Raw genomic sequence first — 26,292 nt, 5'->3', positions numbered from 1 at the left:
ATGATAAATAAGGATAAACAGATAAGTAGCGTTGCGATAAAACAAGTCGCTCTACTGGCCATAATTCTGGTTCTGACCGGGTTGATCTGCTTTAACCTTTCGCTATTCATACCGTCGGTGTTGGGGGCAATCACGATTTACGTAGTCTGCAGAAAGTACAATTTCTACCTGCAAGAGCAGAAAAAGTGGAAACCCTGGCTTTCAGCGCTTGTACTGATGCTGGCGAGTCTTATCATCCTTATTCTTCCCATTTATTTTATTGCGGATCTGCTGATCGAAAAACTGGGGAATGCTCAAGCTTACATGGCTAAATTCAATGTTTTTCTGGATAAGATCCATGACTATATTTACACAAAAACCAATTTTAATATTCTTAGCAAAGAAAATATAGATAAAGTAAAGAGTTCTGCCGGAAGAATTTCCACATCAGCACTCAGCGGGACATTCAATACGCTTACGGTGGTCATGTCCATGTATTTTATCCTTTATTTTATGCTTGCAAGTCCGAGACTATTTGAGAGAATTCTGAGTTCGTCTGCTCCTCTGAAGAGAGCGAATATTTCTTTGATTGGCGAAAAGCTTAGAAAACTGATTATGGCCAATGCCATCGGGATTCCCGTTGTAGCATTAGGGCAGGGAATTGTGGGGCTTGTAGGATACTTCATCTTTGGAGCACCGAGTCCGGTTCTTCTTTTTGCTCTAACGGCAGCTGCTTCCATGATTCCAGTCGTAGGAGCGGCCATTATTTATGTTCCGGTCTGTATCTTTATGATTGCAGAAGGAAATACTGGTCAAGGACTTGGTCTGGCTGCTTATTGTGTGGTCGTTGTCGGGCTTACGGATAATCTGCTTCGTTTTACGCTCTTAAAAAAACTGGAAAATATACATCCACTGAATACCGTATTCGGAATTATCATGGGGATGAATTTATTTGGTTTTATGGGGCTTATTTTCGGGCCGATTCTTATCTCGTTTACCTTACTGCTTATTCAGATCTACAGAAATGAATTTTCAGACGAAGATACGCCACCAGAGCTCGAACTGCCGGACAAGGATAATGATCAGGGAAATACAATCAATTTAATCGTATAAAGTGGAAGGAGTTAATTCAGAAATATTAAAAGAGATCTGCATCATGAAGATGCCTTTCGGAAAATACAAGGGAACAGTACTTGCTGATCTTCCTGTCAGCTATCTTGAATGGTTTAACAGAAAGGGAATACCTCCCGGAAAACTGGGAATGCAGCTGGCCACAGTTTATGAAATTAAACTGAACGGCTTGATGGAACTTCTGATTCCAATCAGGGCTTCTTTAAGATAGACACTGAGTTTTTCCAAAGATTGAAAATATAAGTTTAGGGGCGGCATCGAAGATGCCGCCCCTAAACTGTTTTTATAAATAAATTATTTAATTATTCTCTCAGAGCCGCAATCTCATCTCTGAGCTTGGCAGCTTTTATAAAGTCAAGATTTTTAGCCGCAGCTTCCATTTCTTTCTGTTTCACACCGATCATTTTTTCAATGTCTGCGTCTCCATAGTTGGCTTTGGTTTCCGCTGCTTTCTGAAGGATCTCTTTCTGGGTATATTTCGGATCAGGGAAATCCTTGCTTCTTCCCACAAGATTCTCAGAAATCTTTTTATTTAAAGCGGTTGGAACCTTATTATTGTCTGTGTTATACTTGATTTGCTTTTCACGGCGGTAGTTGGTTTCGTCTATCGTCGCCTGCATAGATTTTGTCATTTTATCAGCATATAGAATAGCTTTCCCGTTAAGGTTTCTCGCAGCACGACCCACCGTCTGAATCATTGATCTTCTGCTTCTCAACATGCCTTCCTTGTCTGCATCTAATATGGCGACCAAAGAAACTTCAGGTAGATCCAAACCTTCTCTCAATAAATTGACCCCAATTAATACGTCGAAAAGGCCCACACGGAGATCATGCATAATCTGAATACGCTCCAGTGTTTCTACATCCGAGTGAATATATCTCGTTCTTATCCCGAACTTCATAAAGTATTTGGTCAGTTCCTCAGCCATTTTTTTTGTTAGCGTCGTTACCAGAACCCTTTCGTCCAAATCTGCTCTTTTCCGGATCTCTTCCATTAAATCATCGATCTGGTTTAAGCTGGGTCTCACCTCAATGACAGGATCCAGAAGACCTGTCGGACGAATAATCTGTTCTATGTACTCTCCGCCGGTTTTCTCCAGTTCATAATCGGCAGGCGTTGCAGAAACATAAATAACCTGGTTTTGAATAGATTCATATTCTTCAAATTTCAATGGTCTGTTGTCCATCGCAGCAGGAAGTCGGAATCCGTATTCTACCAAAGCTTCTTTTCGGCTTCTATCGCCACCATACATCGCATGTACCTGAGGGACTGTAACATGGCTTTCGTCAATAATCATTAAATAATCCTTCGGAAAATAATCCAATAAACAGAAAGGTCTTGACCCGGGAAGTCTGCCATCCAGGTAACGTGAATAATTTTCAATGCCGGAGCAATATCCAAGCTCTTTTATCATTTCCAGATCGAGCTCAGTCCTTTCCTGTAATCTTTTAGCTTCCAGTGGTTTTCCTATTTCGCTAAAGAAGTCCACCTGCTTTACCATGTCATCCTGAATGTTTTTAATCGCGCCGTTCAATGTTTCTTTTGAAGTTACAAAAAGGTTAGCCGGATAGATCTGAATTTGGTCAAAATTAGCCGTAACATTTCCCGAAACCGGATCAAAACTCTGAATTTTTTCAATCTCATCACCATAAAACTGAATTCTGACGGCATTATCCGCGTAGGCAGGAAATACATCGATCACATCTCCCTTTACCCGGAATGTACCTCGTTGAAAATCACTTAAGGTTCTTGAATACAAAGCATTAACTAAAGAATGAAGAAAGGCGGTTCTCGTCACCTTCTCTCCGGTAGAAATTGATATTAATGACTTGTGAAACTCTGCAGGGTTTCCCACACCGTAAATACAGGATACGGATGCAACGATTAAAACGTCTCGCCTTCCCGAAAGTAAACTTGCAATAGCTGAAAGACGGAGTTTTTCAACCTCTTCATTGATGCTCAGATCTTTCTCAATATAGGTTCCGGTTGTTGCAATGTAGGCTTCCGGTTGGTAATAGTCGTAGTAACTTACAAAATATTCTACGGCATTATCAGGGAAGAATTCTTTAAATTCCATGAAAAGCTGTGCCGCCAATGTTTTGTTGTGGGCCATGACAATCGTTGGCCTTTGTACATTTTGCACAAGATTGGCAACGGTGAAAGTTTTCCCGGATCCGGTTACACCCAGCAAGGTTTGATACTTCTCACCAATTTCTATTCCTTTGGTAAGTTTTTCAATAGCTTGTGGCTGGTCGCCCGTTGGTTTATATTCTGATTGAAGATTAAAATTCATAGGAAATGATGTATACAACAAAAATACGAAAGAAATTTTTAGCCTTCATAAAGTATTTGAAGATGACTATTTTGATAGTAAATTTTTCACCTGTTTGGAATTGTATACAAAATAAAAAAAGCGCTAAAATAATAGCGCTTCTATGGATTGATCTTACTGAAAACTTATTGTTGCTGGAACTTTGTATATGGTGGCTATTGCTTTTCCATCTTTGGTGGCAGGTTTCCATCCTGTTTCATTGCTTATTACCGAGACTGCTCTTATAAGCTCGTTGGTAAATGCTTCATTATCACCTGAGGCTGTCACTTTTGTTGCTTTTCCATTCTCATCAATGTGAACATAAGCTATTGACTTGAGTGTTCCATTTTTAGAACTAAACGGGCTCATATCCATTGTATTACCTATTTTTTTCCTTAGAGCAACTGGTCCGCCGGGGTATTCAGCATCCGTAAAATTTGTGTCTGTGTTGATATTTGTGTTCTTACCTTCATTGCTGGCTGTCTGCACTGTTTTCTTTGGGCGGATAGTATCCGTAACAGCTTGGATGTTTTCTGTTTTAATTCCCATTGCAGTATTAGACTTCTCTTCCTTTGTTTTTTCGAAATAAGCAGGGGTCATTAAGCTCACCTGATACGGCTGCGGATTTTTTGCTGTTCTGGCATTCTTACCGACTCCGCTGATGAAAACATAGGCAAAGTCAGATGTTTTGTAGTTGTTAAGACTGTTGTTATCTACCTTTTTTGAATCGATCCAGACGGCATAATTGCTTTTATTGATGAATGACTTCAATTCATTTTCGGTAGGAATCCTTTGTTTTAAGTCAGGTGTACTGAAGAATGTGATTTTCTGCTCACTTTTTTGTGCATCAGTAAGCTGTGGATAAAGTTCCTCCAGTCTCTTCTTGTCATGATCAGAAACTTTTTTAGAGAACTCTGCATATCTCCCATTGTTTAAAAGATTGGAATATTTGCTTAAGATATCACGGAATTCCTTATATGGATCCACAGTTGATAAATTTCCGGTTTCTGTATTGCTGACCTTTTGGGTGTCTGTAGAAAGAACAGGATCAATGGCATAGGTTCTTTCTGCGAATAAAGCCGCCGCTGTAACCAATGCTGTAAGACCGATCGTCTTTTTCAATAGAGTGAATTTAGATTTTTTTGCTGTCATCATAATAAATCGTTTTTTGGTGTTGTTAAAATTAAATGAGTGCATAAAATTCAGGTTCTGACTGGCTGTAATCTCTTCAAGGATTAAATTTTGATAGTCCTTAATATTGCATCTGCTCTCCAGTACAGCTTCATCTGCCAGAAATTCATGATTCGTGATAATAGCTTTTTTATAAAGAAATAAAACGGGATTGAACCAAGTGAAAACCATTAAAATATCCATTAAAATAAGGTCAATACTATGCTTCTGGTCCAGATGGCTCTTCTCATGGAGGAAAATTCTGGGATCAATCACATTGTTTTTTAGATAATGCTCTCCTAAATAAATCGTATTCCAAAAGCTGAAAGGGGCCAGATTTTCTTTTGTAACCATAACCGTATAATTCTGGTAAATACGTTTTTCTCCGTTTATCTGTTTGATGGCTCTGAGCGAAAGAATGCTTCTTATCAGAAAGAAAAGCGTAATAGCTCCATAGATAATCCACACCACATTCATCCAGTCAAAGCTTTCCTGCACAGATTGGGTGAGAATGATTTGCTGTGCGGTGTCTTCAAAGATAATCTGAGACTTATTCTCTTGTTTTGGCAGCTGTACTGTGATAGAAATAAACGGGATCACATAAGAAAGAATCATGGAAGATAATAAGTAGAACCGGTTGAACCGATACATTTTTTCCCTTTCCAAAAACAAATAGTACACAGCAATAAATAAAGAAGAGCACAAAATGAGTTTTAGAATAATGGTAAGCATTTCTATTCTTTTATTTGTTCATCAATGATATCTCGGAGTTCTTTCAGCTGCTTCTGACTGAATTTTGCATTAGAAGTAAAAAACGAAGCGAACTGAGTCACTGAGCTGTTGAAAAAACGGTCAATCATAGAGGTCATTTCCTCGTTGAAATATTCCCCTTTTTCTACTTTTGGATAGTATTCACGGGAATTTCCATACAATTTGTATCCTACCAGGTCTTTGTTCTGCATTCTTTTTAGCAAGGTAGCGATGGTCGTTGGGGCTGGCTTCGGTTCCGGATAAGAATCCAGGATATCTTTCATGAAAATGCGTTTCTTTTCCCAAAGGATTTCCATAAGACTTTTCTCGGAATCGGTTAATTTTATTTCTTTCATTCTACAATGTTGTAATTTGTTCTACAAATGTAGAATAAAAATTTATACCTGCAAATTTTTATGGCATTATTTTTCTATCTATCTTTTTACCATCTAATCACAACCCTATGAAATTCAATCACCTTTACGTACCGGCGCTCAGTGTTTTTTTACTTTTATCCTCGTGTAATAAGAACAGTGCAAATGCCCAGCAGACAGGAAACGACGGCAGTGTCGAAACAGAAAAGCCCAATACAAACTATAAACCTGCGTTTAAAGGACAAACCAGAATTAAAGCTGTAAAAACCACAGCAGCTTATAAAGTGGAAGTTCTGAATAAGGATCTCGGAAGGCCTTGGGGAATAATCAATCTCCCGGACGGAAAGTTCCTGATAACCGATAAAAACGGCCATATGAACCTAGTTTCCACAGACGGGAAACAGGTTTCTAAAATTGAAGGATTTCCAAAAGTAGACGCAAAAGGACAAGGCGGAATGCTTGATGTAGCCCTTGATCCGGATTTTAAATCCAATAATATCATTTATTTCAGCTTCTCAGAACCTTTTGGGGAAGGAAATCTCACTTCTGTTGCCAAAGGAAAATTATCGGCAGATCTGAAAAATATTTCTGAAGTAAAAGTTATCTTCCGTGCGGAACCTTCTTATGATGGCGATAAACATTATGGAAGCAGACTTGTCTTTGACAAAGACGGGAATTTATTTGTAAGCACCGGTGAAAGATCGGATAAGGAAACCCGTGTTTATGCTCAGAAAACAGATAATTATTTAGGAAAAATATTGAAAATTACCAAAGATGGAAAACCCGCTCCCGGAAATCCATTCATTGGGAAACAGGGATATAAACCTGAAATCTATGCATACGGGATAAGAAGCCCACAGGGAATGACTATAGATGCGAACGGAACTCTCTGGGATGTTGAAATGGGACCGAGAGGCGGAGATGAAATCAATCTGATACAACCCGGGAAAAATTATGGATGGGGAGACGTAACCTATGGAATTGAATACTCAGGAGCAAAAGTTGGAAGTGGAATTACTCAGAAAGACGGAACAGAACAACCCGTTTATTACTGGGATCCTGTCATCTCTCCAAGCGGAGTCACTTTCTATACGGGGAATATGGAAGAATGGAAAGGAAATCTTATCATCGGATGTCTGAGTGGAGAACATATCAACAGAATCGTGATGAAGGATAATAAAGTGGTTGGAGAAGAACGCCTTCTTGCTGATCAGAAAGAACGCTTCAGGGATGTTCTGGATGGAATGGATGGCAATCTTTATGCTGTAACCGATAGCGGGAAACTCTATAAAATTTCTAAAAAATAAAAAAAATCTCCAGAAATGCTTCTGGAGATTTTTAATGTTTTTTTTTAAAACTTAAAATTTAGTCTTGCGAAAGCCTGTCTTCCCGCAAAGCCCATTTGTACCGGATCAAAAATTCCTCCGGATTCAGTATTGCCGTCTACATGAGCTGTCTGCAGCGTCGGGTAGCGGTTAAATAAATTTTTGCTTCCGATCGTTAAGTTGAAGTTCTTGGAGAATTCATAACCGAAAGAAATATCAGTGGTCACTTTCGCGCCATACAACTGGTAATCATCTGCACCGCTGTAACCTATCAGTTTTACTTTGTCAAACCTTACCAACTGAAGATTGGCATTGAACTTATCGATTTTATAATTTAAATTCAGATTGATCTTTGTTTTGGGAGCTGAAGCTAAGATGAACGCTCTTTCTCTCGGGCTCAGATAAACCTCTTCTTTTCCTTTTAGCTTTTCTGAAGTGTTGACTTTGGTAATTTCCATTTCATTGTAATTTCCGGCTAAAGTGGCTGTCAGTTTTCCGGAACCTAGATTTTCGGTATAGTTTAAGATCACGTCAACTCCTTTCGTTCTGGTATCTATCGCATTGGTGAAAAACTGCGCCTGGTCAATGTGGTTATCTGCCAGAATTCCACCGATGGCATCGTCATCCTGTGAGAAATTGCCGGTCAGTACAATTCTGTCTTTTACCTTAATATAATATCCATCGATTGTCGCTGTAAATTTTCCTGTATTAAACGTAAATCCGGCACTTCCGTTTAATGAAGTTTCCTGCTTTAGCTGTGGGATTCCGACTGTTTTTGCCAAATCACTGTCATTAGATGCCAGTTGGATGGTCACCAGATTTCCTCCCTGGAAATTGGTAAACTGAAGGCTGTAATATTTCTGTGCCAGAGAAGGTGCTCTGAATCCTGTAGAAACTGATCCTCTGAACGCAAACTGAGGCGTAAATGCATATCGTGTAGCGAATTTACCATTCAAAGTGCTTCCAAAATCATTGTAATTTTCAAATCTTCCGGCAACACTGATCATCCAACTTTTGGTAATATCAAGTTCAGTGTCTACATAAGCGGCAAAATTATTCCTGTTTTTATCTACAGCTTGCGAATAACCTGGGAAACCCTGTGAGCCGCCAGGCCTAACGCTGAGAGGAGTTGTTCCTGAAAGCGGATTGGTAACGAGTAAACCTTGAGGTGTATTGGGTGTCACAATATTTCCATTGATATCATACATCGCATAAGATGCTTCTTCTCCCTTAATAATCTCAAACTTTTCGTACCTGAATTCAGATCCGAAGGCAACGTTTAATCCTTCTAATACTTTAAACTGCTTGGAAGCATTAAACCCTGTTGTGTTTTGAAGGAGAGAATGGCCACCTGCATTAAAGCTTGTCGGTGATTTTATTCCTAAAGTAGCATTGATGGTATTGTCGATCTCATAGGTAAATCTATTGCTCCCGAATGCGTTGTAAAAGTCTACATCCCAATCAGCGACTTTAAATTTCAGACCGTTGTCAAACGTGAAATCCGTAATGCTGGTGTTTTGCATTGGATTAAATCCGTTTGGATAAACTTCCGGTACGTTTCCATCTGCATCTGCTGATCTTGTCCATGCATAGGCATTGGTTTTACGGTGAGAAAAGCCCTGGCGGGAATAGAATTTCAAACCGTCAGATAGAGGTAGCTCTATATTTCCGAAGAAATATATATTCTGGGATTTTGCATCTCCAAACTTCTCTCTGGGAGATGAGTATTTTTCCGGATTGGCATTTCGTATGGTACGGTCTTTATTAACAAATTCTACGGTGAAATTTCCAAAACCTCCATTGTTCCCGATTTTTGTTCCCAGGTTTCCGTTGAAATTGAATGTAGTTCCGTCTATTTTACGCTCTGATACTACATCTTTGTCTCCCGGACTTTTAAACAGGTTCATTCCGTAAAAAGCATTCCCTTCAAAGCCCTGGTTACGGTCATTGAGGATTACATTGATGACCCCTGCAATTGCATCGGAACCGTACTGAGCTGAAGCTCCATCGCGGAGCACTTCAATTCTTTTTATCGCTCCGATTGGGATCGTGTTCATATCTGATCCGGTATTTCCTCTGCCTTTTGTGCCAAAGAGATTGATCAGTGATGACTGATGGTATCTTTTCCCATTAAGTAACAAAAGCGTCTGATCCGGTCCAAGCCCACGAAGCGTTGCAGGATCTACTGCATCAGCTCCATCTGAACCCGACTGTTTATTGGAATTAAATGAAGGCGCACTGAACTGGAGAAGTTGATTTACCTCTATCTGTCCCGTCGACTGGCTTACCTGCTTGATATCAATCACGTCGACAGGAACAGGGGTATTGGTAACGGTTCTTTTTTTATTCCGGCTTCCGGTAACGGATATTTCTTCTATTCTGGATTCTTTGGAAATAGTATCATTGGTATTTTGCGAATAAAACATAGATACTGTCCCTAAAAAAAGAACACTTGTGTATATTATTTTCATATTCCATATTGGATTTGGTGATTGTTTCAAAAATATTGAATTTTATCTTCAAATCAATAGGAAAATGAACTATTGTGTATGAATTATTTAAATGAGCGTTGTTTTTTGTTAATTTTAGAAAAATATTAATTGATTGGTCAAAAATTGCGAATTTTTTTAATCTTAAAAGCTTGTAATAATTCGATTCAGACCTTCTTCTAAAATTTCCTGTGAAGTAGAGAAGCAAATTCTTACATGGCCTTCCGCACCTTTTCCAAACCAGCGTTCAGAACCGGGAACAATGGCTACTTTTCCTTCTTTTAAAACATGCTGGGTGAAGCTGTCACTTGAAAAACCATTTTCAATTTTCGGGAAAATCACAAAAGTTGCTTCAGGCAAGTTCGGTGTCAGGATTCCGGATTTACTTAGGATATTATAGGCAAGGTCTCTGTTGTGCTGAAGATGAGTCAGGAAGTCATTGAACCATGGCTTAGCCTTTTCAATGGCCATACTTGCAGCGATTTGTGATAACGTGGACACTCCTTCGATGGTTGAATTAAACTGAGATTTCTCTGTAAAATCCTCTAAAAGTTCCTGATCATTACATAAAACGGCTCCAATTCTTAATCCTGCAATTCCGAATGATTTAGAAAATCCAAAAACGGTAAAGCTCTTTTTCTTGGCTGCTTCTGATACTGAAGAGTAGGTATTGAATTCTTTTTTGTCAAAAACAATATCACTCCAGATTTCATCGCTCATTACCCATAGATCATGAGCTTCGGCTATTTCAGAAATCTTTTTTAAAATTTCTTTTGAATAGACCCTTCCTACCGGGTTGTGGGGATTACAGATGCTGATCAGTTTTGTTTTGGGTGAGATTAATGAGGTCAGCATGTCAAAATCAATTTCTCCCGTTTTAGAATCCACAGAGCATAATTTTATATTGCCGCCCGCTGCTTCAACTGTTTTTTTGAACAGGAAATCAACAGGATCGAAAATAATGGCTTCATCTCCCGGGCCCAATACATATTTTGCAATCAGAAACATCCCCTGGGCTGCACTGTTCACAGCTAAAATATTTTCCGGTGTGAAGCTTCCTTTTTTTTCTGTGTTGAAATGTTCTGCTACACTTTTTTTGAATTCAGGAAGTCCTGAAAATGGGCCATAGCTGAGGTAACCATCCTTTATGTACTCAATAATTCCTTGTTCGATCTCGGATGACATTCTGAAATCCGGGTCTGCTGCGGTTAAAGGAATGATACCGTCCTCCAGGGTTGCCCATCTTCCGTTGTAGGCTTTTCTTTTCAGAGCGTCGAAATTAATATCTTTATTTGTAAACATGTTATTTGTATGAAATGGGTAATGTATTTTTTTGTTGCTCGCTTAAAGGCAGCAGGAACTGGTTCAATAATGCTCTTCCATTATTGATATGAATGTCAATTTCAGCTCTTCTGTCATCATTATACTTTTTAAAAGTCTCCGGAAGACTGTTTCCTTCCATTAAGAGATTGGTCAGCATAAAAGAATCTTTAAGCGCGGAGGTAACTCCCTGGCTTGTAAAAGGAATCAGTGGGTGTGCTGCATCGCCTATGAATACAACGTTTTCGTGATAAAAAGGATTAAGTTTTTCCAATTCATACACTCTCCAGATGTGTGCATTTTCGTAGGATGAATCATTGATGATCGATGTAACCAAAGGATTCCAGTCTCCGAAATTATCCAGGATAAACTGTTTGATGCAATCCGGAGTGTAGTCTTCATTGATGAAGAATCTGGTGATGTCAAACTGGCAGTACCACAGAACTTTTGTAGAGGAAAGTTTTAATACTCCGAAAGTCAGACCACCATCTTCATGATGAAACTTCAGGAAATTATTTTCAAGTTTACTAGCGATCTCTTCATTTTCTATGATGTTCACCACTTCATTTTCAAGGACGGCTTTCATTTTTTCGTCCTCAAAAGTTTTTCTCCTGATTCTGCTTCTTGAACCGTCTGAAGCCACAACAATATCAGCCTCTAAAGATCTGCTGTCATTGATGGTGATGCAAGCTTTATTTTCAGAAAAACCATTAAGGGTGACTGTGGTGTCGTATGAAATCTTATCGGCAGGGATACCTTGAGCTAAAATCTCTATCAAAGTGCTTCTTGAAACCACAAAAACATCCTCAAGGTCTTTTTCAGAAAGAATCTCACCATTTTGATGATAATGAAGGTACTTTTTCAAAAAGCGGCCTTTTGTGTAAAGATCATTGATATCAATGATGTTGGAAAGAAATTCTATACCCTCTTTAGGCAGGATAAATCCGTGTCCTTTCAGGTCACTTTGGGTTCTCCTTTCGTAGATATGGTAATCAATATTATTCTTTTCCAAATAATTGGCCATGCTTAACCCCGATACTCCTGCTCCAATGATTGCAACTTTGTACATCCTTATTAGTTTAAATAGTGTTATTAGTTTTTATTAAAAATCCAAAGATCTCCGTTTTTGTATTTTTTACGGGATACTTTGTTTTCTTCTGTGAGTTTCTGAAGTTTTTCAAATGATTTTTCGAAAGAAATATTGGAAAGAACTGCAAATTCCTGAGTCGTTAAAGTAGGGTAAATGGCGAATAGCTGTTCAGGTTCAAGAGAATATTCTTCTTTGGTAACGTCAGCGCTTATTTTTTTTATTCTGTGCTCAAAATCTGCATAAGGCTTGACCCCGTAAAGAATATCCAAAATTTCATCGTCTTTGGTGAAAATCAAAGTAGGAAACCCTCTTACACCAAGCTGACGTCCAAGATCAAGGTCTTTTTTGAATTCGATCTGAGCTTTGGATTCATAATCTTCTTTCCACTGAGTGACATTTAATCCGGCAAGTTCTGCCGCTTTTTCAAGATGCTCAATCTTTGTGATGTTTAATTTATCAAGGAAAACCATTTCACGGAGAATTCTCATATAAACCACGGCTTTCTTTTTATCCTGCATTTGTGCCGCTTTAAAAGCAATTGACGGAGGATAAGAAGAATTTAAAGGGTCTGTGATCCACACTCCTCCTTCAATAGGCATTTTGTAGTAAGGACTTACTTCCTCCCAATGGTGAGCCACATCGCTTGGCTTACTGATTCCTCCGGAATTGTAAATATCCCAGGATGGTAAAAGTCCACCCATTCTGTAATCTAACTCTACAGCGTTTCCATATTCTAATTTCAGTTTTCTCAATTGGGGCTCAATTCCCCAGCAGGAAGAGCAGATAGGATCCGTATAATAAATAATGGTGATCTTGTCTTTGGTGCTCTGCAATTGTTCTGTTGAAGATTCTGAATTGGGTGTTTCTCGGATTTCACATACTCCTTTTTCGTAATCGCAATTTAGAAGAGGATTCTGGTTCATATTGTTGTATTTATTTGAGTTTAATAAATTGAAGAATAAAAGTATATAGGTAAAGATGTCCAAAATAATATTTTTTTGGTTAACATAATATTTGAATGGAATAAAGGTATATAATAACCAGGTCGGCATTATAGAAAGAATCACGAAGTAGATTACTCCGGAGCTTTGAATATATTATCGTCAGAATGGAATCCGGCTACACCGCCGCTCACAGCAAACTTCATGGCAGAAGCAGCCGTCATTCCCACAACAGGTTTGATGTTTTTTTCTTCAGTAACAATGACCCATCCTGAAATAGCGTAGGAGTGGGGCAGATATACGGCAACGTAATTGTGCTTTTCAACGTCTGACATCTCTTTCTGGGTCAGAAAACCGATTCTCCAGATCTCCGGATTTGCATTGGTCTTTACCCAGACTGGATCGTTGAATTTCTTTTTGTCTCCTACAAATGAAGACATGACATCTTTTGTAGGGGTATAAATATGTTTCACCCCAGGAGTTTTCTCCAGCAGGCTGTCCATCGTGTCGAAAAAGAATCTTCCCACGACGAATTTATTTCCCAGATAACCCAGAATAGCGGTCATCAGGATCGTTGAAACGAAAACCAGACCTGGAATCTCTTTGGCTACCGAAGGGATAATATTGTCGATTGCACTGACAATATACCAGATCACAAAGATCGTAAGCCCGATGGGACCAATAATAACCAGTCCCTGAAAGAAGTTTTTCAGGAAAAAATTGGCAATATTTTCGAAGGTCGGTTTTTTCAACGTGGATTTTTTACTTTTTATTTTATCCGTGGATGGTTTCTTTGTTTCCGTAAGACTCGATAATGCTGGCTTCATATTCCAGCCATTCTTCCCAGCGCTTGTTGACTTTTTCAATATCGCCCAACTGTCTTGCGAAACCAATAAAAGTGGTATAGTGGTTGGCTTCAGAGATCATTAACTCTTTGTAAAAAGTTTTAAGCTCTTCATCTTTAATATTTTCTGTCAAAACTTTAAATCTTTCGCAGCTTCTTGCTTCAATCATAGCTGCGAAAAGAAGTTTATCAACAATCAGATCTTCTCTGCTTCCCTGAACAACAAACTTAGCCAGTTCATTGACGTAATCATCTTTTCTGGCTTTTCCGAAAACGTATCCCCTTTTTTTGATGATTTCGTGCACCTGGCTGAAATGGTCAAGCTCTTCTTGCGCGATAGCAATAAGTTCTGTGATGATTTCCGGGTGTTCTGGGAGCATATTGATCAAACTGATGGCATTGGTTGTGGCCTTCTGCTCGCACCACGCATGATCCGTTAAAATTTCTCCTATGTTTCCTTCTGCAATATTTGCCCACCTTGGATCGGTAGGAAGTTTCAACTTAAACATGTTTTGAATTTTCTGTAAAATTAAAATAAATTGCGATAATAAAGAGATTTTATTTCAAATTGGCTGTTAATCCGCTAAGAAGCTGTTTTTTTTCGCAAAAACTCTAAAATTTTCCATCCCAGATCATCTACTTTTTTTAGTCCTGTCGCGATTATAAAAGCAAGAATAACATTAATGACATAAATGAGAATCATCAGCATCCACCAGGGCATATTTTCTTTTAGCGCAACGACAATAAAGTAGACCAGCGATGAGCTTATTCCCTGAGCAAAGTAAAAGAAGATGGCATTCTTCCCGATATGGGTCACGAAGTTCTCTTTTGTGATTTTTAATCTGTTATAAAGCACAAATAGCGTGGTAAGAGAGAACAATGACCAAATGATATAAGGGATTTTAGGAGGGAATTTATTTTTGTTGATTTTATAAAATATCTCACTTCCGTAATACCAGAACATCCAGATCAAAGCTGCTGCGACGACTGCATACACAACAGGAATTATTTTTGTGGGAATCTTTTTGCCGCGCATTCTGTTGGCAATTAAAAAGATGGCAAGATAGAAAGCGACGTAGCCTACTTGTCCATTCGGGTAAATGTCCGGGAAAATATTGAATACTAAAGTCAGGGCGACGCAAAGACCTATGAACCAGTTGACGTGTTTTGGGAAAAATCTTAAAATCAAAACTCCGAAAACAGCCAGAATAAAATAGACTTTCAGATACCAGAAACTTCCCATGACTACGGGAAAGGTATCCGCATTGGTGTATTGGTGAAGGTACCAGTTTCCCAGATTCTGCCATTGTGGAATATCTGAAACACCAGTCGTAGCATATTTTGATCCAAAGGTTGAATAAAAACTCTGGAGCCATTCCATGGAAAAGAAGGTTAACCCAAAAACTTTGAAAAAGTAATCCATAAAGAACAGGAACGTCACAAAGATCATATAAGTGATCTGAAGTTTTAAGAGCCTGTAAAATGTTTTTTCTATGTTCGATCCGGATGTGATTCCGCTTAAAGCATAAAAAAGCGCTACGTCAAATACCAGAGAAAATACCCTGACTTCTGCGGGAATATAGAACTGTCCAGACCAGAAAGCGGTGTGGATGAATATGATGGAAAGAGTCGCCATTCCCTTGGCAAAATCAATGTAGAGGTCTCTGTTCATTATTGTAGGATATGGTTCAAAAATAAATAAACTTTAGGATATTTATTCATAAAAATAAAAGAGACAGGACATCGCTGCCTGCCTCCTTTGTTAAATATGCTAAAAATGAATGTTTATTATTTAAGTTGCTTAAATTCTTCTGCAGAAATTTCTCCGGTCTGGATTTTTCTAAGTTCATCCATGTATTGGCTCATATAAGCATCGATCTCCGGATTTGCAGAGTTCTTGCCCATTTTATAAGTTCCGTTTAATACACCTTGATAATAATAGAAGAAGTTATAATCGAAATTGGCTGCATTCAGGTCATACTGTCCCAAAAGGAAACCTAAACGCACAGCAGATCTTCTTTGTGGAGGAGTTCCGTGGTGGTTGGCACTGTTAGTCTGGTAATCTCCGATGCTTTGTGCGAATTCATAGGCAGCGGCAATTTCCGCGAAATTCGTTTTATTGTACCCGTTTGGTCTTCTTAAGTAATAGCCCGCGAAACCGTCTGCTTCCAGTTCGTTTGGTCTTGCTGTAGATTCATTTACAGTAGGAAGATTAAAGATGTACTGCAGCTGGTGACCATATTCGTGAGCAAGGATCATGGCATTGACGATATCTCCGCCTTTGTTCTTAGCATCCGCGTAGATTGCGTAACCATAATAAATTTTCCCAGTAGAATACGAGATTGCATTGTAAGTGGAATTGAAATTGGAAGGATCGTCTACAAAACGAAGCGTTGGGTTGCTTCTTCCCCAAAGACTTGCAATCTTAGTCATTTGAGCATTCATGAAGTTGGTGTCTGTAGAATTAGAGAGGGTAGTTTTCAAAACTGCAGATGAGCTCCAGTACTGATCTACATAGGAGCAACTCTTTTCAAGGTCCCCGGGTTGTTCAAGCTTGGTGCTTGCAGATTGAGATTCAGGAAGAACAGATTCCTCCATTTTGTCATCACGGCACGCTGATAGTGAGAAAGCGGCAATGGCTCCTGCCAACAGGCAGAATTTGAAGTTTCTTTTCATATAAAATATTTTTTGGTGATAACGAAGGTATAAAATTATCTTTTAAATATCAGCACTTTGACAACAAAAATTATTCAAACCATAGTGAATTTATATTTTTATATTACTTTTTATGAAAAAAATAAACCTAATTGCAATTATGTATAGAAATTTATACATGTAATTTTCGTTTGGGCTTTGAAATAACTAAGAAATAGGGGGCAATATACCATTGAGTGGTGATTGTAAACTGTTTGTAAGAAGAAAGTTGTGTCTGCGATTGAATATTTTGCTGCCGGGAATTCTTTAAATGGGCATAAATTGTTTTTCTTAAAAAATACAGATCTGATTGCAAGCTATTTAGAAAATTATTCATATATTTGCACCTCGAAATAACTAAAAATTTATAAACAATGTTTGCAATTGTAGAAATAGCAGGGCTTCAATATAAAGTTGAGCAAGACCAGAAGTTGTTTGTAAACCGTTTAAAAGGAGAAAAAGGAGACAAAGTTTCTTTTGATAAAATTCTTCTTACTGTAAACGGTTCAATCACTGTTGGCGCCCCAGCTGTAAGCGGAATCACTGTAGATGCAGAGATCCTAGACCACGTAAAAGCTGATAAAGTAATCGTTTTCAAAAAGAAAAGAAGAAAAGGTTACCAAGTTAAGAACGGTCACAGACAATCTTTAACTCAAATTAAAATCACTGGTATCACTGGTTTTGAAGGAGGTTCTAAGAAAGCTGCTAAAAAAGAAACTGTGAAAGCTGAAATTCTTTCAGACAACGCAACTGTTAACTTTAGTGAAGATCACGAGCTGAACTATCACTTGAAGAAAAACAACTTGTCTCAGTCTAAAGAAAACAGAGAAACTTTAATTACTTTAGGTAAAGCAGTTAAAGTTGAATTAGAAAAAACTATTCTTACTCACGAAGAAGTAGATGCTGCTATCGTTAAGAATATTGATACATTTAAAGCACTTAACAAATAATCCAGTAATAAAATGGCACACAAGAAAGGAGTCGGTAGTTCCAAGAACGGTAGAGAGTCTCACTCTAAGAGATTAGGTGTGAAGATTTTCGGTGGACAAGAAGCTATTGCCGGAAATATTATTATCAGACAGAGAGGTACTCAGCACCACCCAGGTGAAAACGTGGGAATGGGTAAAGACCATACTTTGTTTGCACTAGTAGACGGTAAAGTAGTTTTCAGAAAGAAAGCAAACAACAGATCTTTCGTATCTGTAGAAGCAAACGCATAATCATTTTAAGCGTTTTATAAAAATGTAAACCTCGGCATTAGCTGAGGTTTTTTTATGCCCATATGCGCCGAATGCAAAAATATTTTCGTTAATATTCCAATTATTGTGAAATATTTATATATTTGTTAACTATCAAATAACAAATCATTTGCGGATGCCGAAAAGCGTATAGAGTAGGCCAACAAATTAAAACAAATTACTATGAAAAATTTAAAAAAATTAACGAAGAAGAATCTGAAAGACATCAACGGAGGTGCGGAAAGATGTCCTCCTATGGCCAGCTGGTGCTCAGAGTGGTGCTCATGGAGCGCGTGGCAAAAGGCACATTGCTTAAATGCTGTACTTGATATGCCTTGTGATTGCTAATCCTCTTTCAAAAAATCACGACCAATTTAAAACAAAACTATTATGAAAAACTTAAGAAAATTATCTAAAAAACAATTGAGAACAATAGAAGGAGGTGCTTTGGCTTGTCCGCCACCTGCAACAACCTGCGGAGAATGGTGTTCTTGGACACCACAGCAGAGACTTAGATGTCCTAACATGGTTATGGATCCGGATCCATGCGGATGTTAACATAAATAAAGTTATTGAAAATGGCCTCAGCTTATGCTGAGGTTTTTTTGTGGGTATTTTTCAAATATAAATATTTTCACGAATATTCCAACTATGGTGAAATATTTTTATATTTGATTTATGATCAGATAAAAACTGACTAGCGAAAGCCGAAAAGCTTATAGAGTAGGCAGACCAATTAAAACAGTAGCTATGAAAAATTTAAAGAAACTAACAAAGAATAATCTGAAACAAATTAACGGGGGAGGATTGTGCCCGCCAAACCCAATTACCTCATGTGATATCTGGTGTGGAATGACGCCTTTGCAGAAAATGCGTTGTCTGCTTTATGTTGATGAGGGTTGCGAATGCTCAATATAGCATCACGATAGTCATTGCTCATGAACTTTAATAAAAACGGGCTGCGTCTTTGATGATGCAGCCCGTTCTTATTTTATGATTAAAATCCTACCTGGAATCCGGCTTTCACTCCAAATGTGGAGATGTCCGGTCTGTCAAGGTAATTTCCTCTCCAGTTAAAATCTACTCTAAATATCCTAAGGTTTCCGATTCCGATGTTTTCAATTCCGAATCCGTATTCAAAATAGATTTGCTCGCTTGGCGCGGAATATTTAAATCCATCTACATTGATCGCTTTGGAAGCATCGCTTAAGGTTCCGTACGCACTTCTGATAAAGGCGATTTCTCTAAGCTTCAATTTTTTGATCAATGGAATGTATGATAGAATCTTTCCGTTGAAATGGTGCTCAAGATGAAGGGTTGTGTAAGTATCTGCTACAAATTCATAATAATTAAGCTGAGCAAAAGTATTCTGTGCTAAACTGTAAGATTGGTTTCCGGGAACCACGTTCTGCAAAGCCAAAGGAACAGTGTCGAAAGTTTTTCCTGCCTCAAAGCTTACAAGAGTTTTACCCCAGCTTCCGATCAATACAGGTTTGTAGAACATGAACTGAAGTCTGTTATAATTGAAGTCACCGTTGAAAAGGCCCTCAATTCCACGTGTATATTTCAGAATGATCGTTGGTGCCAATGTTCCGTGTTCATAGCGGTCTACGCCGGTCTGAGAGAATTTGGCTCCTGGTCTTGCGATTAAACTAAGGGTAACGTGAGAGTCATTAAGAGTTTTTCGTAAATCACCATCACGGAAGTACATCAGACTGAATTTCTCCGGATTGGCGGATTTGATGCTTTGTAGCGTTCCGTCCACTCTGATCTGGAAGTTTTTCCATGGTTCAATAGCAGCGAAAATATTAGTCTTGTTAATGGAACTTAAAGAAGCATTTTCTCCTCTTGCAAAAAGGGTAGAAGAGGCAAAGGTACGCGCCATAATTCCGTCATCGGTGGTAAGCTGTACTCCAAGCTGTTCAATATCTCGTTTAGTTCCTGCTCCAATCATAAATCGGTTAACCCTGTTGAACATATATCTCGCTTCAGCTCCATATTTAACCTTTTGATCCTTGAATCCGTAGGCTGTATAAAACTGAACTCTCCACGGGTCATTTTGCCCGAAATAAGTTCTCGCTCCAAGTCTTATCCTGTCGCCCTCCACTTCGTTCTTACCGTAAATTGAAAAGATTGGACCGATATCAATACCTTTAAAAGCATTATAGTATCCTGATGCCAACGTTTCGTAAATTTTCACAATACGGTTGAATTTTGGAGTCTGTTGAAGCCTGTCAAGCATCTCATACACTCCCTGCTCGGCTTTGGATAATGAATCCGGTCTTGCTTTTACCCAATAGGCATCATCTTTATCCACGAATTTTGCATCATATTCTTCTGCTTTTCGTGTAAAGGTTTTATCGTCGATAGGTTTGTTGAATTCATATTGGGAATAATCTACCGACCGTTTCGCGATAATACTTTTAGAAGTTCTCTTTTTAGCGAAAGGGGTAAGTTCTATTTCTGTGATAAACTTTTTCGGAAGGAAAGTGTTTTCGTCCGGATTATCATATTCCAGCTCTGTGGAAATACTGTTGATAAAGTTGACGTTGATTTTCTGTGTAGATTTTAAAGTCGCCCCCAAAACCGCATAACTGTCCGTGTCTATATAAAGATAGCCCTGGAAAGCTAAAACTTCTTTTCTTTTGGGCTGATATCTGATTTTATAGGCATTTTCACCATGAATGGAGATTGTGTCTGTTAAATTATAATCATAGGTGCTGAATCCATTTGAACCTACAGGACTTGGAAATCCGATATCAAAATAATTTAGGGTATTATCATAAATATTAATATCCCTGTAAAGATTTTTGGCAGTAATGGTGATTACCTGATTGTCCTGAAATCCTGAAGTCTTCTGAGCGACCAGTAATCTTTTTGTCTTTTTTCCCGGTTTGTTTTCCCCGAAATTTTCATAGATTGATTCATTCAGGAAGATAGGAAGTCCTATTTTTCCGCTGGCTGTAGAATCTGCATACTCAAAAATGAAATCCAGTTTATTGAAAATCTTCTTACTCATGAAAGCGCTGTCCAGGTTGTTGGCGTCAAACTGGATCTTTTCATATTCTTTGTAAGTATATGTGTTGAATTTTTCTAAACCATTATTCCTTTTCCTTTTCCACACTTCCTGCATAATCGCGTAAGCCGGATTTTCCTTCTTATTTTTATATTTAGGTTTTTCGTTGTGGATCACAATTTCATCAATGGAACTAACCTTTTCCTGTGAAAGCTTCACAAAAATGTTTTGGGCATTTTCCGGAGTAACTGTAACTGTTTCTGTGGAATAGTTCTTTTTCGAAAATTTTAGTTTAGTAATAAGACTGTCGGACTGAACTGTAAAACTTCCCAAAGAGGTCTTTAGAATAGGTTCAGTATTGTCATTAATAAATATATCTACACCCGTGATTTCTTTGTTCGTTTTTGCATCTGTAATTCTACCGTTTGCTGTGTTTTGGGCATACGTAAGAGTGGATATAAAAAGCACGAAAAAAAAGTTGTAATATTTAGAGTTGTTATTTAACATCATTTGGTTCTTCAGGCAATTAGCACAAACAAAAAGCGTGCTGTTTTTTTAAAAAAGATTATATTTTTTTAACGTTTTCTATGAAAAATCACAAAACTACAAATGTAACGAAAATAACAGTAAAAGATTGTGATAATTAATTACTTAATAGGAATGCATTTCATAACAAAATAAACACAGCCGAAGAGTAAAATGAAGAATATAAAAATGTGGATTTACTATTTCAGTTGATTTCGGCTACTCACATCTTTTCCACAATTTTTCAACGCTTTTAAATCCTTTATTAATGGGTTTTTCACAGGTTTCTGACATGCTATTCACATTTTTTCCACGGATTTATAAAGTGTTCTCCATGATATACTCATATCTTCTTAAGAATTTTTCCACAGGTTATTAACAATGCTAAAGGTTTTGTTTTCAGTCTATTATTTGTATATGAAATGTTTTTCCACAAGTCATAAATCTTGAATTGTGGATTTTATAGTTATTGTAAAAAAAAGAAATAGCTAACATTTTTGCTGTTTTGTGGAAAAGTGAAGGAATGAGAAATCTTTTTAGAGTAAGTGGATGTTTTCCACAGTCTATGAATGCTGGTTTCAGGGCATAAAAAAAGACCTACATTTCTGTAAGTCTTTTAGCTCCTCCTGCTGGGCTCGAACCAGCGACCCTCTGATTAACAGTCAGATGCTCTAACCAACTGAGCTAAGGAGGAATTTTCCTCTGTTTAAGGTGCTGCAAATATAAAAGGAATATTAATATCAGGCAAATTTTATCCTTAATTAACGGCCGATTTTGACTAAAAATGTTGAATTTCAGGTAGAAATATTTCAACCGCTTTTTTATTTAACTCTAATAATCTTCAAATAAATGACGGAAATAGTGTTCCGGAGATTCTAAAAAATTCTTTGTTAACTGATAATGTTCGGTTTCTTTATAATTTGTCTGTTGAATTTTATCGTCCAGTAAATAAATTTCTGAGCCTGGATAACACATTAGAATTGGTGAATGAGTGGAAATAATGAACTGAGCTTTTCCTGCTTTCTCCAGCTTGTGAATGATGGATAATAATGAAAGCTGTCTTTGTGGGGATAGTGCAGACTCAGGCTCATCAAGGATATAAAGGCCATTCTGGAAGTGATTATGGAATAATGACAGGAAAGCTTCGCCATGAGACTGTTGATGTAGGGATTTCCCTCCATATGCGTCCAGAACTCTTCTATCCTCTTTGGCGACTTCATCAATGTAGGTGGCGAAGTTGAAAAAACTCTCGGCTCTCATGAAAAATCCCTGAGCGGTCTTGGTTTTCCAGGAGAGAGTAAGATAATCTGACAGTCCGGATTCTGTTTTATGAAAATCATAGCGGTGATTCCGGCTGCCTCCTGCGGCATTGAAATCGCATTTTTCTGCAATGGCTTCCAGTAAGGTAGATTTACCGATTCCATTCTCACCAACAAAAAAGGTGACATTGCTTTTAAGTTTCAGGTCTAAACCATTGCTGAGAAAAGGGAGATTGAAAGGATAATCCTTAGGGTGTTCGTCTTTTAAATAAATCCGGGATAAATAGGACATGATGCGTAGTTGATTGGTATTATAATCCTTATGAAGCAAAATATGTGCAAAAAAACGGGAATGTCTCGTAAGGCATTCCTGTTTAAATGTTATCATTTAGGCTTTTATTTCTTTAAGTCTTTTAGTATTTCCTGAACAGCCCGTTCCAGTTGGGGATCATTGTCCTGTTGTCGGTCCAGAAAAGTATTTTTAACATAAATATCCGGTTTTACACCCGTTTTTTCAAGATTCTGTCCATCAAGGGTGTAGGTTCCCCAAGAAGGAAGTCTGTAATAAGAGCCGTCCACAAGGTTTTTCCCTGAAGTAAAGATGATCCATCGATAGGTATCCTGGCCGATAATTTTCCCCAGTTTCAGTGCTTTAAAGCCGGCTGCCGTCAATTCAGCATCGCTTAATGAGGCTTCGTTAATAAGCAAAACAATAGGTTTTCCAGCAGGGGCAAAGTTGGGCTGAGCAGTCATTTTTCCTTCACGGTATTTCCATTGCAGATAAGGCTTTTGAGCCAGGAAATTCAATACTTTATCATGAACATTTCCGCCGGTGTTATATCGCAGATCGAGGATGACGGCATCTTTCCTGTTTTCCTGTTCTACCATGTCCAGAAGGAAGCGGTCAAGTTCGTCAGTGGTCATGTTTTTCATGTATGAATAAGCAATACGATTATCACCAAGCTTATTCACACGTTGACGGTTGTTGAATATCCAGTCATCATAAAGCAGTCCTTTTAGATCCATATTTGAAATCGGATGCACTTTCGTAGTTATATTTTTCCCGTTTCGGCTGAAAGTAAGGATAAGTTCATCCTGTTTTTTAGGACTTGTGAAATAGGCTTCACGGTTTTCGCTGGAATCAACATTTTTTCCGTTCACGGCAACAAGTTGATCTCCTGGTTTAATATCAACACCAGTGCGGAATGCCGGAGATTTTCGTACAATGCTTTCTACGGAATAAGGCTGGTCTCTTTTAAATATAATTCCGGTTTCATTGGTAAAATAGTTCAGATATCTGGTTTCCTCTTTTCCGGACGAAGAAAACCCGGTGTGTGAAGAATTAAGTTCACCCAAAAGATCATTCAATAAAATTCGAAGATCGTTTCTGTTATTTACGTACGGAAGATATTTAGCATACTGTTCTTTTTTCGCTTTCCAGTTAATGTCGTGAAAATTTTCATCGTAAAAATTTTCATCGACTCCTGTCCAGGCTTCATCATACATTTGAGTGAATTCGGATGCCAGATCCTTATCAAAAGTATACTGAATATTAATTTTTTCCGGCTTTAATGCGTCCAGTGTCGTTTTGTAAATATTACCTTCTATTAAGGCAAAAACATTTTTTTCAATTCGGGTAATATTGGAAGCTTCTTTATCGAAGACTTTCTCAGATTTTGCAGGCTCAAAATCAGTAAAAACTTTTTTGAATAGCTGCTTTTTACCATTATCCTGATTGGAATTAAACAATAAAATCTCTTTCTTGTCGTCAACAAAAACCGTAGGATCATCCTGATATCCGTATCTGTCGGTAACCAATTCGATTCTTTCCAGCGTGTTTTCCGGGTTAACCTTCAGTTCCTTTATAATGGGCTCTTTTTCTTTCTTTTTGTCCTTCTTTTCGTCTTTTTTCTCTTTGGTGTCTTTTGCTGTTTCGGTGGATTTTTTTTCTTCAATGAAAAGCTTGTCGAATTTCTCAGATTTGTAAGGTTCGTCAAACCAGTCCAGGGCCATCCGGTAAATATTGGACTTTTGCATCCCTAAAGGGTAAGACGGATTGGTTCTGTCGCTGCTGAAGTAAATGTATTTGCCATTGGGAGACCAGAAAGGATCTTCTTCCGAAACACCGGTATTGGTAAGATTTATAGTCTGGCTTTTTTTGATGTTATAAATGAGAATATCCAGTTCGAAATTCCTTTTCGCGGAGAATAGTACATATTCGCTATTAGGAGAAAAAGAAGGTTTTGAATTTTGGAAAGCCCAGATTTCATCTTTTACAATAGTGGTAGAAGTGGAACTTTTCAGATCCATTATTCTTACTTCATCACGGCCGCTTAGATAAACTGCTTTTGAAAGATCATTGTTTAGGGTAATGTTGCGATTATTGCGTAAATCATGGGTTAATTGTTTGGGTTGACCCTTTCCGTCTGCTGCAATACTAAACCAGTTCTGATAGCCTTTGTCCGTCTGGCTAAAAAGTAGAGTACGATTGTCTTTCAGCCATTTTACTTCCATGACACGTTCCTTTCCATTGGAAATTTGTTGCGTAAATTTTCCTTCAATATCAGAAACGAAGAGAACGCCGCGGCTTACAAATGCCATCTTTTTACCATCCGGTGAAACATTATAATAGGAAATGTTATTTTCAACACTGAAATTTTGCTCTTTTTCCAATGTTTTATTGGTGTTCAGGCTGATGTCAAGAGTCTTTGTGCTTTTAGTGGCAACATCGTAAATATAGAGCTGATAATCCTTTTCGAATATGACTTTGGATCCGTTTGCAGAAACAAAAGGTTTTTTTATAGAAGTGTCAAATTGGGTCAGCGGTGTGTTTTTGCCGTTTTCAATCTGATAAAGGTTGTATTCATTGTTATTCTCATCGGAGATAAAGTAAATAGCGCCGTTTTTATCAACACTTGGGTTGAAATCTTTTCCTTCATAATTCGTGTATGGTTTGAAAGAATTATTCTGTGGATTGTATCCCAGGATGTCAGGGTTATTTTCTCCTTTATAACGCTTACGGTGTGTTTGATTGGCAGCTTCTGAAGAGCTTGTGAAAAGATATTCTCCTGCAGGAGTTTCGGCGATCCCGCTGGTGTTATTAAAGTAATTGTTGAAAAGCTTTTGTGGAGTTTTTCCTTCGATAGTTGTTTTAAAACTTCCAAAATTATTATTCCTGCTTGAGGTAAAATAAATGGTTTTACTATCCCATCCCCAGTTTTCTATTTCATCTTTTCCGGTGTGGAAGGTAAGTTGTTTAATCGTTCCACCTTCTACAGGCATTACGTAAACGTCATAATTACCATACTGATTGGAGCTGAATGCCAGCCATTTTCCGTCGGGAGAAATACGGGGATTAATTTCCTCTCCGTCTAAAGCCGTGATTCTGGCTGCATTTCCTCCATTAGAGTCTACTTTCCAGATATCTCCGTCATAAGCGAAGTAGGCTGTTTTTCCGTCGGGACTAAGGGAAGGACTTGATAAGAAATAAGACTTTTCCTGTGCTGAAATCTGAATGATGGAAAAGGCTGTTAATAATGATATATAAAGTTTTTTCATGAAATAATTTGAGATTTACACCCTATTTAAGTATTATTTAATGCTAAGATATAATTGATTTCTCAAATCTGAAAAGTTTAAAGCAAAAAAAACACCTACAAATGAATGTAAGTGTTTAGCCTTAATGGCTCCTCCTGCTGGGCTCGAACCAGCGACCCTCTGATTAACAGTCAGATGCTCTAACCAACTGAGCTAAGGAGGAATGTCCTTTGTTTTAAGTGGTGCAAATATAGGACGAATATTTATACCTTACAAATATTTTTTAGAAAAAATTTCA

Annotated in this window: 22 protein-coding genes and 2 tRNA genes; 8 read left to right on the top strand and 16 right to left on the bottom strand. The window is 38.0% G+C overall.

What is annotated here, in order from left to right; translation table 11 throughout:
• Entirely contained in the window at window positions 1-1,092 is a 1,092-nt protein-coding gene (locus N0B48_RS21900) for an AI-2E family transporter (RefSeq protein WP_259841547.1), read from the top strand.
• A 1-nt stretch (window position 1,093) separates the two neighbouring features.
• Window positions 1,094-1,321: a DUF3820 family protein gene (locus N0B48_RS21895; protein WP_259841545.1), complete on the top strand. Its 228-nt coding sequence runs from the start codon at window positions 1,094-1,096 to the stop codon at window positions 1,319-1,321.
• Between the two features lie 91 nt (window positions 1,322-1,412).
• Here the strand turns inward: N0B48_RS21895 and uvrB are convergent, their stop codons facing one another.
• The 3 genes from uvrB to N0B48_RS21880 form a co-directional block, all read right to left on the bottom strand.
• Window positions 1,413-3,404 carry an excinuclease ABC subunit UvrB gene (gene uvrB / locus N0B48_RS21890; protein ID WP_047452806.1) on the bottom strand — a complete coding sequence of 664 codons (1,992 nt, stop codon included), beginning with the start codon at window positions 3,402-3,404 and terminating at the stop codon, window positions 1,413-1,415.
• A 153-nt stretch (window positions 3,405-3,557) separates the two neighbouring features.
• Complete coding sequence (locus N0B48_RS21885; RefSeq protein ID WP_259841569.1) at window positions 3,558-5,243, bottom strand: M56 family metallopeptidase; 1,686 nt, start codon at window positions 5,241-5,243, stop codon at window positions 3,558-3,560.
• An 83-nt stretch (window positions 5,244-5,326) separates the two neighbouring features.
• Complete coding sequence (locus N0B48_RS21880; protein WP_259841543.1) at window positions 5,327-5,698, bottom strand: BlaI/MecI/CopY family transcriptional regulator; 372 nt, start codon at window positions 5,696-5,698, stop codon at window positions 5,327-5,329.
• A 107-nt stretch (window positions 5,699-5,805) separates the two neighbouring features.
• Between N0B48_RS21880 and N0B48_RS21875 the strand changes: the two genes are divergently transcribed.
• On the top strand, window positions 5,806-7,023 hold the full coding sequence (locus N0B48_RS21875; protein WP_259841542.1) for a PQQ-dependent sugar dehydrogenase: 1,218 nt from the start codon (window positions 5,806-5,808) through the stop codon (window positions 7,021-7,023).
• A 44-nt stretch (window positions 7,024-7,067) separates the two neighbouring features.
• Here N0B48_RS21875 and N0B48_RS21870 read toward each other — a convergent pair whose 3' ends face one another.
• From N0B48_RS21870 to N0B48_RS21835, 8 genes are all read right to left on the bottom strand, one after another.
• A complete protein-coding gene (locus tag N0B48_RS21870) occupies window positions 7,068-9,512 on the bottom strand; it encodes a TonB-dependent receptor plug domain-containing protein (protein ID WP_259841540.1) in 2,445 nt (814 codons plus the stop codon).
• Window positions 9,513-9,674: 162 nt separating this feature from the next.
• Window positions 9,675-10,832 (bottom strand): pyridoxal phosphate-dependent aminotransferase, encoded by a 1,158-nt coding sequence (locus N0B48_RS21865; protein WP_259841538.1) that lies wholly within the window; start codon window positions 10,830-10,832, stop codon window positions 9,675-9,677.
• Window position 10,833: 1 nt separating this feature from the next.
• Complete coding sequence (locus N0B48_RS21860) at window positions 10,834-11,919, bottom strand: FAD-dependent oxidoreductase (protein WP_259841536.1); 1,086 nt, start codon at window positions 11,917-11,919, stop codon at window positions 10,834-10,836.
• Between the two features lie 23 nt (window positions 11,920-11,942).
• Window positions 11,943-12,863, bottom strand: coding sequence for a DsbA family protein (locus N0B48_RS21855; RefSeq protein WP_259841534.1), 921 nt, complete (start codon window positions 12,861-12,863; stop codon window positions 11,943-11,945).
• A gap of 152 nt (window positions 12,864-13,015) precedes the next feature.
• Window positions 13,016-13,633, bottom strand: a complete 618-nt coding sequence (locus N0B48_RS21850) for a DUF502 domain-containing protein (RefSeq protein ID WP_259841567.1) — start codon at window positions 13,631-13,633, stop codon at window positions 13,016-13,018.
• A gap of 22 nt (window positions 13,634-13,655) precedes the next feature.
• On the bottom strand, window positions 13,656-14,234 hold the full coding sequence (locus N0B48_RS21845; protein ID WP_259841532.1) for a MiaE family protein: 579 nt from the start codon (window positions 14,232-14,234) through the stop codon (window positions 13,656-13,658).
• 74 nt (window positions 14,235-14,308) lie between these two features.
• On the bottom strand, window positions 14,309-15,397 hold the full coding sequence (locus N0B48_RS21840) for an acyltransferase family protein (protein WP_259841530.1): 1,089 nt from the start codon (window positions 15,395-15,397) through the stop codon (window positions 14,309-14,311).
• 116 nt (window positions 15,398-15,513) lie between these two features.
• The gene (locus tag N0B48_RS21835) at window positions 15,514-16,401 is read right to left on the bottom strand and encodes a neutral zinc metallopeptidase (protein ID WP_259841529.1); all 888 of its coding nucleotides are present in this window, start codon (window positions 16,399-16,401) and stop codon (window positions 15,514-15,516) included.
• A 392-nt stretch (window positions 16,402-16,793) separates the two neighbouring features.
• Between N0B48_RS21835 and rplU the strand changes: the two genes are divergently transcribed.
• The 5 genes from rplU (at window position 16,794) to N0B48_RS22975 (ending at window position 18,575) form a co-directional block, all read left to right on the top strand.
• Window positions 16,794-17,369, top strand: coding sequence for a 50S ribosomal protein L21 (gene rplU, locus N0B48_RS21830; protein WP_259841528.1), 576 nt, complete (start codon window positions 16,794-16,796; stop codon window positions 17,367-17,369).
• A gap of 12 nt (window positions 17,370-17,381) precedes the next feature.
• A complete protein-coding gene (gene rpmA / locus N0B48_RS21825) occupies window positions 17,382-17,639 on the top strand; it encodes a 50S ribosomal protein L27 (protein ID WP_034726841.1) in 258 nt (85 codons plus the stop codon).
• Window positions 17,640-17,840: 201 nt separating this feature from the next.
• Window positions 17,841-18,005: a bacteriocin-like protein gene (locus N0B48_RS22980; protein ID WP_175548932.1), complete on the top strand. Its 165-nt coding sequence runs from the start codon at window positions 17,841-17,843 to the stop codon at window positions 18,003-18,005.
• A gap of 42 nt (window positions 18,006-18,047) precedes the next feature.
• Window positions 18,048-18,215: a bacteriocin-like protein gene (locus tag N0B48_RS21820; protein ID WP_165571884.1), complete on the top strand. Its 168-nt coding sequence runs from the start codon at window positions 18,048-18,050 to the stop codon at window positions 18,213-18,215.
• Window positions 18,216-18,407: 192 nt separating this feature from the next.
• The gene (locus tag N0B48_RS22975; RefSeq protein WP_442867487.1) at window positions 18,408-18,575 is read left to right on the top strand and encodes a bacteriocin-like protein; all 168 of its coding nucleotides are present in this window, start codon (window positions 18,408-18,410) and stop codon (window positions 18,573-18,575) included.
• A 79-nt stretch (window positions 18,576-18,654) separates the two neighbouring features.
• On the opposite strand, the gene N0B48_RS21815 is transcribed toward N0B48_RS22975, so the two are convergent.
• From N0B48_RS21815 to N0B48_RS21795, 5 genes are all read right to left on the bottom strand, one after another.
• Window positions 18,655-21,141 carry a DUF5686 family protein gene (locus N0B48_RS21815; protein WP_259841527.1) on the bottom strand — a complete coding sequence of 829 codons (2,487 nt, stop codon included), beginning with the start codon at window positions 21,139-21,141 and terminating at the stop codon, window positions 18,655-18,657.
• A gap of 677 nt (window positions 21,142-21,818) precedes the next feature.
• Window positions 21,819-21,892, bottom strand: a tRNA-Asn gene (locus N0B48_RS21810).
• Window positions 21,893-22,029: 137 nt separating this feature from the next.
• On the bottom strand, window positions 22,030-22,845 hold the full coding sequence (locus N0B48_RS21805; protein ID WP_259841525.1) for an AAA family ATPase: 816 nt from the start codon (window positions 22,843-22,845) through the stop codon (window positions 22,030-22,032).
• 8 nt (window positions 22,846-22,853) lie between these two features.
• Window positions 22,854-26,015 (bottom strand): S41 family peptidase, encoded by a 3,162-nt coding sequence (locus tag N0B48_RS21800; protein WP_259841523.1) that lies wholly within the window; start codon window positions 26,013-26,015, stop codon window positions 22,854-22,856.
• Between the two features lie 125 nt (window positions 26,016-26,140).
• A tRNA-Asn gene (locus N0B48_RS21795) sits at window positions 26,141-26,217 on the bottom strand.
• Between the last annotated feature and the right edge of the window lie 75 nt (window positions 26,218-26,292).

Source organism: Chryseobacterium herbae, from assembly GCF_025154075.1.
In the GTDB taxonomy this organism is placed as follows: Bacteria; Bacteroidota; Bacteroidia; order Flavobacteriales; family Weeksellaceae; genus Chryseobacterium; species Chryseobacterium herbae.
This window is presented reverse-complemented; position numbering and strand designations above follow the sequence as displayed.